This is a genomic window from Pseudidiomarina planktonica (assembly GCF_900177775.1).
GTDB classification, from domain to species: domain Bacteria; phylum Pseudomonadota; class Gammaproteobacteria; order Enterobacterales; family Alteromonadaceae; genus Pseudidiomarina; species Pseudidiomarina planktonica.
In genome coordinates this window covers 1,212,638-1,224,952 of the sequence record NZ_FXWH01000001.1, presented here as the reverse complement: position 1 = coordinate 1,224,952, position 12,315 = coordinate 1,212,638, and the positions used below count along the sequence as shown (strand labels likewise).

Sequence of the window (12,315 nt, the reverse complement as noted above, 5' to 3'; positions counted from 1 at the left end):
CCTTAACGAGATTTAGTTCAAGGATAGATGCACTCAAACTCCTGAAATGCAATGAGCATATCTTCGGTTGGAATCTGCCCCTTAGGAGCCATTTCACGACTGTAATAAGCCCAATGCGCATCGCGCCACCACTCTAATGAACTATCGCCTTCACCTTCGAGCTCCGCATGGCGCTGGGTAATGTCTTTATAGGCCACAAGATTCACTGCCGTTGTGCGAATAATGCACTGCGCTACGCCATTCCAGTCGGTTACGATATCCAAATCACCTACTTTGGGTAAGGGTTCCTGATTTTGTTCGAAGTACCAAAGCGATGTTGCCGTGGCGCGCTTTTTTCCCTCTAGCACAAGGTTTGCACAAATATTCGCGTCGGCTTCGTTGTCGCAAAAATACCAGGCCGGCGGTTGTGCAGTGCTTTCAGTGTTCTGGCTGTGTTCGGTTAAAAACGCATTCCAAAGTTTGTTTATTGATGCATGCATAATTTAATTTTTTAGTTAGTAGTTAGGAATACAGAAATATTCTCACTCAATAATTCATGGATAGATACAGTCGACACTACTCACGAAAAAGTTTGAATAAATCCTAAGATATTGAATTATTTTATAATTATTTATCGAACTGAGGAAGTTCGTAACTACTGGTAGGGCCTGAAGCCAGACGCAACTGGCTTCATGGTGGTATGACTTGCTTTAGAAGTTAGTTTTAAAATCTTTCCAACTGCTCTTAATTTCTTTTTCAACGTTCTGCCAGCCGTCGGCACCGGCTTGCTTCAGCGCGTCCAGCTTACGCCGACCTTCTTCAATCCGGTGTTCCAGATCGCGCGCTTTCTCTTTTGACTTAATTTCAGCCTCGCCGCTGCTTTGCTTGGCTTTCGCTTTCATTTTGTCCAGCTCAGCTTCCCATTCTTCCAGCTGACCTTCCACTTTGCGTTCAAATGCTTTTTTCTCACTCATACTGGCTCCTTGTTCAGTGGTCTACAGGTAATTCACACCTATAAGCCTAGTCAAAAGATGAGGTGTTCTCCACTTTCAACTCACTCAAGTATCAGGATTATCCGCATTAGTCTTTTCAATTCCTTTCTCTTCGGTACCGCTATCTTTCTTCACCGAAAAGTCGTTATTGGTAAACACGTCGGTAAGAATAGACTGCTCAATGGCGCTACGGTTTTCGCTCTTGGTTGGAATGCGCACAATCAGGTGAATTTCACCGGCATTCGGAACCTGTAGGCTTACCCGAGGCTCTACCGAAGGTGACGTTAAACCACGCGACTGGCTTTCTCGTTTCATGTGCGCCCGCACATTTTCCAGGTAAGGTGCACAGTGCTCGTTAGTCGCTTGCAGCAAAGCTTGCTGAGCGGCACGCCAGTTCTCTTCGCGCTTAAAGGGCACCGTGAATACGTGCAACACGTAATCGTGCGTGTAGCTTTCGTTAATAACCGGCTCAGACACAAATAAGGCGTTAGGTACCACGATCATGCGTCCGGTGCGCTGATGGGTTAGCTTGCCCGGCCCTACTTCCAAAATGGTAGTGGCCAGCATGTTCTGGGCAATCACGTCACCACGGAAGTCTTTGACCTGAATGCGATCACCCAAATTAAATGAGTTAGCACCATTTTTTACGATGGTTCCGGTAACACATAAAATCAGTTCTTTGGTGGCAACCACCAGAGCTACGGCAATAGCAACCAATGACAGTGCCAGGGTGCGCAACTCGTTACCCCAAATCAGCACCAGCCCTAACACCAATAGCAACAGGATGGCGTTTCGGGTTTGCCGTAACCAGCGCTGGCGTAACTCGACCGACTTAACCGTGCGGCGAATAAAGCGTCTGATTATCCAGCGCAATATCAGCAACGCGGTGAACAAGATGAGCGAGCTGATAAGTAAGCGCAGCATAGACTCTGACAAACTCACGCGCTCAACCAGTACATTGAAATACTCTTGAAATGATCCAAGTATCCCCATTTTTATTTTCCCTGTCGCAGTTGCAAAAACAGGCACCGAGGTGCCTGTTTTATTCTACGTCTTATTGTTCACAAACTCTTGCTGTTTTTACAGGCTTTCCAGCGTGTCGTTTAACAGCTTGCTTGGGCGCATTGCCTTGGCAACCAGCGCAGTATCCGGCTGGAAGTAACCGTTAATATCAACCGCACTGCCCTGTACCTCGTTCAACTCAGCAACAATGGCTTTTTCATTCATCGTCAATGCGTCAGCCAGGTTCTGGAAACGTTCTTTCAGGTCTTTGTGGTCGTTTTGCGTAGCCAGCGCTTCGGCCCAGTACATAGCAAGATAGAAGTGGCTACCACGGTTGTCCAACTCACCCGCTTTACGCGATGGTGAACGGTTCTCTTCCAGGAACTTGGCAGTTGCTGCGTCTAAGGTATCAGCCAATACCTGAGCGCGGGCATTGTTGGTTGCCTGGCTCAAGTGCTCAAGTGACGCGGCTAAAGCCAGGAACTCACCCAGAGAATCCCAACGCAGGTGGTTTTCTTCCACAAACTGCTGCACGTGTTTAGGTGCTGAACCACCAGCGCCCGTTTCAAACAAGCCGCCGCCGTTCATTAACGGAACAATAGACAGCATTTTGGCACTGGTACCCAGTTCCAGAATTGGGAACAAGTCAGTTAAGTAATCACGTAACACGTTACCCGTTACTGAAATGGTGTCTTTACCTTCTTTCACCCGTTGTAAGGTGTGACGAGTCGCTTCCACCGGCGCCATAATCTGAATATCCAGACCGCTGGTGTCGTGCTCTTTCAAATAGGTGTTCACTTTTTCAATCAGCTGGCTGTCGTGCGCACGGTTAGCGTCTAACCAGAATACCGCTGGCATGCCGCTTAAGCGTGAACGGTTTACCGCTAGTTTCACCCAGTCGCGAATCGGTGCGTCTTTCACCTGACACATGCGCCAGATATCGCCTTGCTCTACGTTGTGTTCAAACACCACGTCGCCAGCTTTATTCAGTACCTGTACGGTACCTGCTGCCGGAATTTCAAAGGTCTTGTCGTGCGAGCCGTACTCTTCAGCTTTTTGTGCCATCAGGCCCACGTTTGGAACCGTACCCATAGTAGCTGGGTCGAACGCACCGTTTTCACGACAGAAACTAATGGTTTCCTGATACACACCGGCATAGCAGCGATCGGGAATCATTGCTTTAGTGTCTTGCTGGCCACCGTCGGTGTCCCACATTTTACCTGAGTCACGAATCATGGCTGGCATAGACGCATCAATGATCACGTCACTTGGTACGTGCAGGTTAGTAATGCCTTTATCAGAGTTCACCATAGCCAGTTCAGGCTGGGCTTTGTATACCGCCTGAATGTCGGCTTCAATTTCTTCGCGCTTAGCTGCTGGTAAGTCAGCAATTTTAGCTACTACGTCGCCAAAACCGTTAGTGGCGTCAACGCCCAGTTCTTTGAATGTGTCAGCATGCTTGGCGAATACGTCTTTAAAGAATACGCGCACCGCGTGACCGAACATAATAGGGTCAGACACTTTCATCATAGTGGCTTTTAAGTGCAATGACAGTAATACGCCGTCCGCTTTTGCCGCCGCAGTTTCTTTTTCAAAGAAAGCTTGTAGCTTGGTTTTGCTCATGACTGCAGCGTCTACCACTTCACCGGCCAATACTTTTACAGATTCCTTCAGAACCTGTTGCTTGCCGTTGGCATTCAATACAATCTTCAAGTTGTCTTCAGACGCGAAAGTCGTTGATTTTTCGCTACCATAGAAGTCGCCTTCACTCATGTGCGCAACGTGAGTTTTAGAGTCGCTGCTCCATTTGCCCATGCGATGCGGGTGCTTTTTGGCGTAGTTCTTAACTGACGTAGGCGCGCGGCGGTCAGAGTTACCTTCACGCAGTACCGGGTTTACCGCACTACCTTTCACGCGGTCATAACGTGCCTGAATGTCACGCTCTTCATCAGTTTTAGGCTCAAACGGGTAATCTGGTAATGCGTAGCCTTGCTGTTGCAGTTCTTTAATAGCCGCAGTCATTTGCGGAATTGAAGCACTGATGTTTGGTAATTTAATAATGTTCGCTTCTGGCGTTTTCGCCAGTTCGCCAAGCTCAGCAAGAGCGTCAGCCTGCCGTTGATCTTCTTTCAAATATTCAGGGAACTGAGAAATTATGCGGCCTGCTAAGGAAATATCGCGGGTTTCAATAGAAACACCAGCAGCCTTGGTAAAGCTCTGCACTATTGGCAGGAAGGAATACGTTGCTAAACGTGGCGCTTCATCGGTTTCCGTATAAATAATCTTCGAAGTATCAGTCGACATGATGATTCCTATTTGTTGGTCCAATAAGCAGCAATAGTTACCATTACAAGTGATTGATTCCCTTGCAGTCGTGTAATTATTGTGCGTTCGGATTTGTCTGTTTTTAACGGCGCAAATTATAGCAGCATGCAGCCCAATAGCCTAGCGAGCGTATGTTTTGCGCTGTAAATACTGCAATACAATGATCTACTGCTGATAGATATGGGTATAGGTAGAACGAATTTCAATTCATGAGGGTAGGTTATGTTTGGTTTGTTTAAGAATGATCCGGTCAAGAAGCTACGTAAGCAGCATTCGCAGATACAAGAACAAGCCATGATTGCCCAGCGCAACGGCGACATTCGTAAGTATTCCATGCTGTCGCTGGAAGCAGAAAACCTGTGGAACGAGATTGTAGCTGCCGAAGCGGCGAAACCGCCGCAAGGCTAGCTACTGGGCACTACCACTGCCCGGTATTTTCCATCGACTTCCATGGTTCTTGCTCAGGCAGCGCGTCACCGCGTTGCAGCAGCTCAATGGATATACCATCGGGTGAGCGCACAAAAGCCATATGACCGTCGCGTGGTGGCCGGTTAATGGTAACGCCGGCGTTCTGCAGTTTTTCACATAGTTTATAAATATCTTCTACCTGAAACGCCAGATGGCCAAAGTTGCGGCCGCCGGAATAGCTCTCAGGATCCCAGTTATAGGTGAGTTCCAGCATCGGAGCTTGCTCTTTTTCAGCACGTTCTTTATCTTCAGGTGCCGCCAGAAATACGAGCGTAAAGCGCCCTTTTTCCACGTCTTTGCGACGCACTTCAACCATACCCAGTTGATTACAATAAAATTCCAGCGCTTTATCTAAATTGCTAACGCGTACCATAGTGTGCAAATACTTCATAAAGCTTCCCTTGTTGGTTCGGAATAAACGACTCGCTAAAGCATAGCGGAATCATTGTCTGGTTTCACGGCAACCGTTAGGTTGAAAGCCTTGCCGCTGCTATACTACGCACAACAGTAAGCAATTAGATGATCCTTCATGTCAGACCAAGCTCCAGAAACAACCACAGAATTAGAACCAGCACCAGCTTTCACTACCCTGCAATTACCAGCCGAACTACAAACCAGTTTAGCCGATGCCGGTTATACCGAAATGACACCAGTGCAGGCACAAAGCCTGCCGGTAATTTTAGCGGGCGACGATGTTATTACGCAGGCGAAAACCGGCTCCGGTAAAACTGCCGCTTTTGCACTGGGTTTGCTGGCAAAACTAAACGTAAAAAGCTTTCAGGTGCAAGGTTTAGTGCTGTGCCCTACCCGCGAGCTGGCGGAACAGGTTGCGGACGAAATTCGTAAGCTTGCCCGCGCTATGGGTAACGTAAAAGTATTAACGCTGTGCGGTGGTGTGCCCTCGCGTGCGCAAATTGCGTCATTAGAGCATGGCGCTCATATTCTGGTTGGCACGCCCGGTCGTATTCTGGATCATTTAACCCAGCAACGGCTGGACTTTAGTCAGTTGAATACGCTGGTGCTGGACGAAGCCGACCGCATGCTGGAAATGGGCTTTCAAGACGACTTACAGGCCATTGTGAAAGCCCTGCCAGCCAAGCGCCAAACCTTGCTGTTTAGTGCCACCTATCCGCGCGCCATTGAACAATTGGCAAAAAATGTATTGCCGAAAGCAACCCGCATTAGCGTAGCTAGCGAACCGCAGCACAGCCAGATTAGTCAGCAGTTTTATGCGCTGACTAAGGTACCAGGTCCGCAAGCGGTGATGCGTTTATTGCAGCAGCACCAACCCGGCAGCTGCGTGGTGTTCTGTAATACCAAACGCGATGTGCAGCAGTTGAACGATACGCTTAAAGCACACGGCTTTAGCGTGATTGCCCTACACGGTGATTTAGAGCAAAAAGATCGCGATCAGGCGCTCATTCAGTTTAGTAATCAAAGTGCCCGGGTGCTGGTAGCCACCGACGTAGCTGCGCGTGGTTTGGACATTGATCAGTTGGATTTAGTAATTAACCTGAACATGGCGCACGACACTGACACCCATATTCACCGCATTGGCCGCACCGGCCGCGCGGGAGCTGAGGGTATGGCGTTAACTCTGGTTGCCCCGGAAGACGACTACAAAATGCGCTTGCTGGAAGATTTAATGCCGGCTCCTATTAAGCTACAGGAACTACCTGACATTGATGTCATGAATCAGAAGCCGGCCACAGCACCTAATGTGACCTTACAAATTAGCGGCGGTAAAAAGCATAAACTGCGTCCCGGCGACATTGTGGGTGCGCTCACCCGCGACAACCAGCTAGCGGTAACTGATATTGGTAAAATTCAGTTGCAGAGCATGTGGGGCTTTGTGGCAGTAAATCGTAAGGTGTCTCAGAAGGCGCTGGATATTCTGAACAACGGCAAAATTAAAGGCCGTAAATTTAAAGCCTGGCCGCTGGTTTAAAATTGTAAGCTTCAGGTAACGAGCTTGCTTTAAGTGATATCTCTGCCTAGGGTTAAGTTATTGAATTCAAAAGGTGGAGACAGTATGAAATCAGCACTAGTAGCCTTAAGCACCCTATTTTTTATCGGTGGTTGCAGCACTTATGATATTCAACCGGTAGATGCCAGCGAATATGAAAGTCAGTGTGTGAGCCAGTGCGCGGAAAACTATTCCGAATGCACTGCGAATAACCCCGATGTGGAATTACAGGAAACAACCTTGCGGGCCTGTCAGGAAGACTATTCCGACTGCGTACAAGCCTGCCCACGAGGCGATACCCCGTAACTTACACGAAGAGTCACTTAAACGAATAGACACAAAACGGATAGCCGCCGGTTGGCGGCTATAGTTTTTGTGATTCTTTTTGAGTGAAGGCTTCGGCCTCAGTACGCTCCACCCATTTACTAATCTCAGGTGGCTGATAGCTAGCAAAACCATTCAGTAAATTAGTCGCATTACTTTCTACAAACAGCATGTCCAAATGCGGTGCTTTCACAAACTCTTCAGCTACCGTATGGGCAAGAAATTCGCTCAGCGAATCGAAATAACCCGCTACGTTTAGTAAGCCGCAGGGCTTTTGATGCAACCCTAACTGCGCCCAGGTCCATACTTCAAACAGCTCTTCCAGAGTACCAACCCCACCAGGCATAGCCACAAAGGCATCGGCCAGCTCAACCATCATGGTTTTACGTGCGTGCATAGACTTAGTTACATACAGCTTGGTTAACCCCGTATGAGCAATCTCTTTGGTCACTAAGTCTTCAGGGATTACACCAATAACCTTGCCGCCTAACGACAAAACCCGATCCGCGAGCGCCCCCATAATCCCCAGTTTCGCACCGCCATAGATTAGCTGCAGGTTACGCTCCACCAAGGCTTCTGCCAACGTATTCGCCGCTCGCAAATACTCTGGCTTGCGACCCGGGTTAGAGCCACAGTAAACACAAACCGACTTCATGGCTTTACTCACTAATACGCCCCTTTCCTGCACTTAAACAAACACCATAACCACCACAGTAGTTACCACGGCTAACAAGATATTCAACACCACGCCTTCACGCGCCATTTCCCGAATGGTAATGCGGTTGGAGGCAAACACAATAGAGTTCGGTGGCGTTGCCACCGGCATACAGAAGGCGCAGCTACAGGCAATAACCGCCGGAATCATGAGCACTTCAATAGGTAGCCCGGTGGCACCACCAAGCGCTGCCAGAATCGGCATTAACAAGGTGGCGGTAGCCGTATTCGAAGTCACCTCAGTCAAAAAGGACACGCTCAGGGTTAGCATAAACACCAATAGCCAGAGCGGCATGCCACCTAGCCCGGCTAAAGCCTGACCACTGCTGTCGCTTAAGCCGCTGGCCATAACCCCCTTGGCCAAACAAATACCGCCGGCAAACAGCAATAAGATACCCCATGGAATGGCCGAAGCCTGATCCCAGTTTAATAATTTGGGGCGCGATTTATCGGCATCGCCCGGCGCACCGGTTGGAATTAAGAACATCGCCACTACACCGGCCAGCGCAATACTGGAATCACCTACTTCAGGCACGCCCAGCAGCCCTGTCCAACCGCCGAACGGCTCGGTACGGAATACCCACAAAAACACCACGGTACCAAATACCATAAGTACTCGTTTTTCATAGGCGCTCATGCTTCCCATAGTGGTTAACTGCAACGGCTGCGACAGTTGTACGCCGCGGGTTAGCCACCAGGCAATTACAGGCAGCCCTAATACCACCATAGGTATGCCAATGCCTAACCAGCGGGTGAAACCAAAAGCTTCACCACTGTAAGTTTCATAAATAGAAGCAAAAATAAGATTCGGTGGCGTACCAATCAGCGTTGCTACGCCGCCTAATGAAGCCGAATAAGCCAAGCCTAACAACAACGCGCGTTGAAATTTTTTGTTGTCGCAGGCATCTACCAACGCTAGCGCGACCGGTAATAACGCAAGTACTGCCGCGGTATTAGATATCCACATCGACAGCAATGCGGTGGCGCCCATAAAGGCAAATACGATTTTACGGCCGTTGTCGGCGCCAATGTTGCCAATCATGCCCAACGCCAGCCGCCGATGCACACCGCTGGCTTCTACCGCTTTGGCCAACATAAAAGCGCCCATAAACAACACAATAATATGGTTACCCAGCGCGCTGCTGGCGTCCTGCATACTGAGCACACCGCCTAATGGCAACAATACAAAAGGTAACAAAGAGGTAACCGGTAGGGGTATGCATTCGGTTATCCACCACCAGGCTACCCAAATAACCGTGGCTAAGGTCCATGCAGCAGCAAATGGCAAGTCAGTTAGTACCGCGAACAGTAAACCAACCGCTGCAGCCACAGCGGGGGCAAGCCAAAATTGAGGAACCGCGATATTCTGTTGTGATTGCATGTCAGACATCCCTGCCGTTACTCCCCTTGCTTGGCTTTTTCTTTACTTTGTTCGGCTTTGCTGGAGGACTCCGCTTTACTTGTATCAGGCCAGGGGTAGCGTTCCAGCAGGCTCATACTCTCACCATCGGGCTTAATCACCCGCGCATGCTTGCGGGTAAGCTGACGTGGATCTGTCACACCGCAGGAGTGCGCAATAATATTCACACCATACTCAAGAAACTTATGATAGTTGGCTACTCGTATTGCTTTGGACTCCGGGTGCAGGCCAGATTGCAGACGTTTGTTGTCGGTTGTAATGCCAGTTGGACAGGTGTTTTTATTACACTGCATGGCCTGTATGCAGCCCAGTGAAAACATGAAACCTCGCGCTGAAACTACAAAATGGGCACCCACAGCAATGGCCCAGGCCACATCTGCCGGCGAGATCATTTTGCCGGACACAATTACCCGCACCCGGCCATATAAACCAGCACTGATTAGTTTGTTTACCAACAATGGCAGGCTTTCGGAGATTTTTAATCCAACGTAATCCATTAACGGCTGAGGTGCCGCACCAGTGCCGCCGTCGGCACTGTCTAAACTAATGAAATCAGGGGCACTTGCTTCTCCACGCGCGGAAATACACTCCAGTAGTTCGTCAATCCAATCTGGGTCGCCCATCACGAATTTAATACCTACGGGTTTACCGGTGGCGTTACGAACACGTTCGATAAAATCAAGCAGTTCGGCGTTGTTGCCTATATCGGTATGGCGGTTAGGGCTAATGGAGTCAACACCTTCCGGAATACCGCGTATTTCAGCAATCTCTTTATTTACTTTAATGCCCGGTAGAATGCCTCCTTTGCCGGGTTTTGCGCCCTGACTAAGCTTCACTTCGAACATTTTCACCTGATCAATAGCGGCTAACTCTTTCAGGCGGCGCTCACTCAGGCTACCGTCTGGCTCACGTACACCATACTTAGCGGTGCCAATTTGAAACACCAAGTCACAGCCCCCGTCCAGATGATGTGAAGACAATCCGCCTTCCCCGGTATTCAGCCAGCAACCGGCATAGGCAGCACCATTAGATAAGGCTTTCACCGCCACCGGCGATAAGGCGCCATAACTCATGCCGGAAATATGAAAATAGGACTTCGGTGAATACGGCTGTTTGCAATAGGGTCCTATTTCCACCGGCTCGGGCTCAACCTGCTGCTCGGCTAAGGGCGGGTACGAACTATTGGCAAAAATAATGGTTCCGGTTTTGGTGATATCGCGGGTAGAGCCAAAGGCAATATTGCGATCGGCGTCTTTGGCGGCTCGGTACACCCAACTGCGCTGCGCCCGGTTAAATGGCATTTCTTCGCGGTCCATGGCAAAAAAGTACTGCCGAAAGAACTCACCAAGCTCTTCAAATACGTAGCGAAACCGGCCCACTACCGGGTAATTCCGGCGAATGGTGTGTTTAGTTTGACGCTTGTCGACCACATACATCACCAACAGCGTAATTAGCACCAGCAACAACAGTGCGGCAAACAACACCACGACCCACTGTGCCATAACCAGCATTGACGACTTGCTTAACCAGTCAATTGTCACGCCTATCACCCATTGTTGTTATGATTTCCTACAGCATAACAACAATTTGCTGATTTTCACCTGCTATAACCCGCCTTCTGCTTAGTTTTAACGACGGTAACCGTTAAATTCCGCCAGTTCGCTAAATACACGTGTCAGTTGTTGCCACCAGGCCGACTTTTTCTGTGCTCCTGAGGATTTCTCAGTAACCGCCGGTTTAACATTGTTAGTGCGCGGCGCAAAGCAAGTGGACAGGCGATTGCCCGCAGGATCCCGAAGTACTAAAGGCAATACTTCAACACTATTGCCACGCACAGCCATAAAGGGTCTTTCCAGTAAATCAGGGCTTTTCAATAATTGGTGTAACTGACGTTGTGATAAAGTCATGCAACAGTTTTTGCTCGCTACGCTAGAACCCACGGCGCCTGATTTCTGACAAATCGTCAAATGCCGGTTGTCCAGTTGCAAGTGAGCGCAATCGTCGTTGCTAGACTCTAGTGAAAAACCAAGTTGGTTTTGATAAAAGTTAATGCTGCTAGTTAAATCATCCGCGTACAGTACACATGAGTTAGTCATTGCCGTATTCCTTAATAAGGTGCCAGTAAGTGTGTCAGAGACGCTTCCCTGACTTCATGAGCACATTATACTGTTTCCATATTTACAGATTAATAGCCTCGTGATAGCTTCACTGTTTCCATGTAGAAACAATAAATCATCATGTCCATGCTTGAACGCTTATCCGATATGGCTATTTACGCCAAGGTGGTTGAAACCGGCAGCTTTACCCAAAGCGCTGACGACTTGCAGCTTTCCAAAGGTGCAGTGAGTAAGGCCGTTAGCCGGTTAGAGGCGCATTTAGAATTGCGTTTGCTACACCGCACCACGCGTAAAATGTCGGTTACGCTGGAAGGTCGTGCGTTTTATGAGTATTGCCAGCAAGTGGTTGAGCAAGCCGCTGCCGCAGAACATCATTTGGGCAGCTTTCGTGAACAACCCAGCGGCCGTATTCGGGTGACCGCCCCGGTTACTTTCGGCTCTATGCGCGTGGCGCCATTAATACCTGAATTGCTGAAGCAATACCCGCAGTTGGAAGTAGAACTGGTGCTGCATGATAAGCGCATTGATTTGATTAGCGAAAATATTGATATCGCCATTCGCTGCGGGGTGCTCGAAAACTCCACCCTAATTGCCAGACGCCTGCAAGATCTGCCGACCATTTTGGTTGCCACTCCGGCTTATTTACAAGCGCAAGGCACTCCAAAACATCCGGCCGAATTGTCACAACACCAATGCTTAACAATAAGCTCGCAGGACAACCGCTGGCGCTTTCGCAACAATACCGATGAAGCTCTGGATATTACCGTGGGCGGCCGCCTGAGTGTGAATAATAATTTGGCCTTAAAGCACGCCTTGCTGGCCGACCTTGGTATTGCATTTACGCCGCTTTATCAGGTAACCAATGAACTGGCTGAAGGGAAGCTGGTAGCTATATTAGATGAATTTATGCCCAAGCCAACCCTTGTGCATGCGGTTTATCGCCATCGGGGGCATGTGAGTGCAGCCTTTAAGGTAACGTTGGACTTTCTGCGGGAGCATTTATAGGCG

General features: G+C 49.1%; 13 protein-coding genes. 4 read left to right on the top strand and 9 right to left on the bottom strand.

Going from position 1 to position 12,315, the window contains the following annotated elements:
- Positions 1-17 precede the first annotated feature (17 nt).
- From CCE91_RS05775 to CCE91_RS05760, 4 genes are all read right to left on the bottom strand, one after another.
- The gene (locus CCE91_RS05775) at positions 18-479 is read right to left on the bottom strand and encodes an ASCH domain-containing protein (RefSeq protein ID WP_086434267.1); all 462 of its coding nucleotides are present in this window, start codon (positions 477-479) and stop codon (positions 18-20) included.
- Between the two features lie 210 nt (positions 480-689).
- Positions 690-953, bottom strand: coding sequence for a sll1863 family stress response protein (locus CCE91_RS05770; protein ID WP_086434266.1), 264 nt, complete (start codon positions 951-953; stop codon positions 690-692).
- 84 nt (positions 954-1,037) lie between these two features.
- The gene (locus tag CCE91_RS05765) at positions 1,038-1,964 is read right to left on the bottom strand and encodes a mechanosensitive ion channel domain-containing protein (protein ID WP_086434265.1); all 927 of its coding nucleotides are present in this window, start codon (positions 1,962-1,964) and stop codon (positions 1,038-1,040) included.
- Positions 1,965-2,051: 87 nt separating this feature from the next.
- Positions 2,052-4,277, bottom strand: coding sequence for an NADP-dependent isocitrate dehydrogenase (locus CCE91_RS05760; RefSeq protein WP_086434264.1), 2,226 nt, complete (start codon positions 4,275-4,277; stop codon positions 2,052-2,054).
- Positions 4,278-4,520: 243 nt separating this feature from the next.
- Between CCE91_RS05760 and CCE91_RS05755 the strand changes: the two genes are divergently transcribed.
- Entirely contained in the window at positions 4,521-4,706 is a 186-nt protein-coding gene (locus CCE91_RS05755) for a DUF6435 family protein (protein WP_086434263.1), read from the top strand.
- Positions 4,707-4,716: 10 nt separating this feature from the next.
- On the opposite strand, the gene gloA is transcribed toward CCE91_RS05755, so the two are convergent.
- The gene (gene gloA / locus CCE91_RS05750; RefSeq protein ID WP_086434262.1) at positions 4,717-5,157 is read right to left on the bottom strand and encodes a lactoylglutathione lyase; all 441 of its coding nucleotides are present in this window, start codon (positions 5,155-5,157) and stop codon (positions 4,717-4,719) included.
- 138 nt (positions 5,158-5,295) lie between these two features.
- Between gloA and dbpA the strand changes: the two genes are divergently transcribed.
- Both dbpA and CCE91_RS05740 read left to right on the top strand, forming a co-directional pair.
- The gene (gene dbpA / locus CCE91_RS05745; RefSeq protein ID WP_086434261.1) at positions 5,296-6,714 is read left to right on the top strand and encodes an ATP-dependent RNA helicase DbpA; all 1,419 of its coding nucleotides are present in this window, start codon (positions 5,296-5,298) and stop codon (positions 6,712-6,714) included.
- Positions 6,715-6,798: 84 nt separating this feature from the next.
- Positions 6,799-7,038 (top strand): hypothetical protein, encoded by a 240-nt coding sequence (locus CCE91_RS05740; RefSeq protein WP_086434260.1) that lies wholly within the window; start codon positions 6,799-6,801, stop codon positions 7,036-7,038.
- Positions 7,039-7,096: 58 nt separating this feature from the next.
- Here CCE91_RS05740 and CCE91_RS05735 read toward each other — a convergent pair whose 3' ends face one another.
- The 4 genes from CCE91_RS05735 to CCE91_RS05720 form a co-directional block, all read right to left on the bottom strand.
- A complete protein-coding gene (locus CCE91_RS05735) occupies positions 7,097-7,723 on the bottom strand; it encodes an LOG family protein (RefSeq protein ID WP_234996268.1) in 627 nt (208 codons plus the stop codon).
- A gap of 21 nt (positions 7,724-7,744) precedes the next feature.
- On the bottom strand, positions 7,745-9,151 hold the full coding sequence (locus CCE91_RS05730) for an SLC13 family permease (RefSeq protein WP_086434259.1): 1,407 nt from the start codon (positions 9,149-9,151) through the stop codon (positions 7,745-7,747).
- 17 nt (positions 9,152-9,168) lie between these two features.
- On the bottom strand, positions 9,169-10,701 hold the full coding sequence (locus tag CCE91_RS05725; protein ID WP_198678006.1) for an FMN-binding glutamate synthase family protein: 1,533 nt from the start codon (positions 10,699-10,701) through the stop codon (positions 9,169-9,171).
- A 117-nt stretch (positions 10,702-10,818) separates the two neighbouring features.
- Complete coding sequence (locus tag CCE91_RS05720; RefSeq protein ID WP_086434258.1) at positions 10,819-11,286, bottom strand: VOC family protein; 468 nt, start codon at positions 11,284-11,286, stop codon at positions 10,819-10,821.
- Between the two features lie 141 nt (positions 11,287-11,427).
- Here CCE91_RS05720 and CCE91_RS05715 point away from each other — a divergent pair, with 141 nt between their 5' ends.
- Positions 11,428-12,312, top strand: coding sequence for a LysR family transcriptional regulator (locus CCE91_RS05715; RefSeq protein WP_086434257.1), 885 nt, complete (start codon positions 11,428-11,430; stop codon positions 12,310-12,312).
- Positions 12,313-12,315 lie beyond the last annotated feature (3 nt).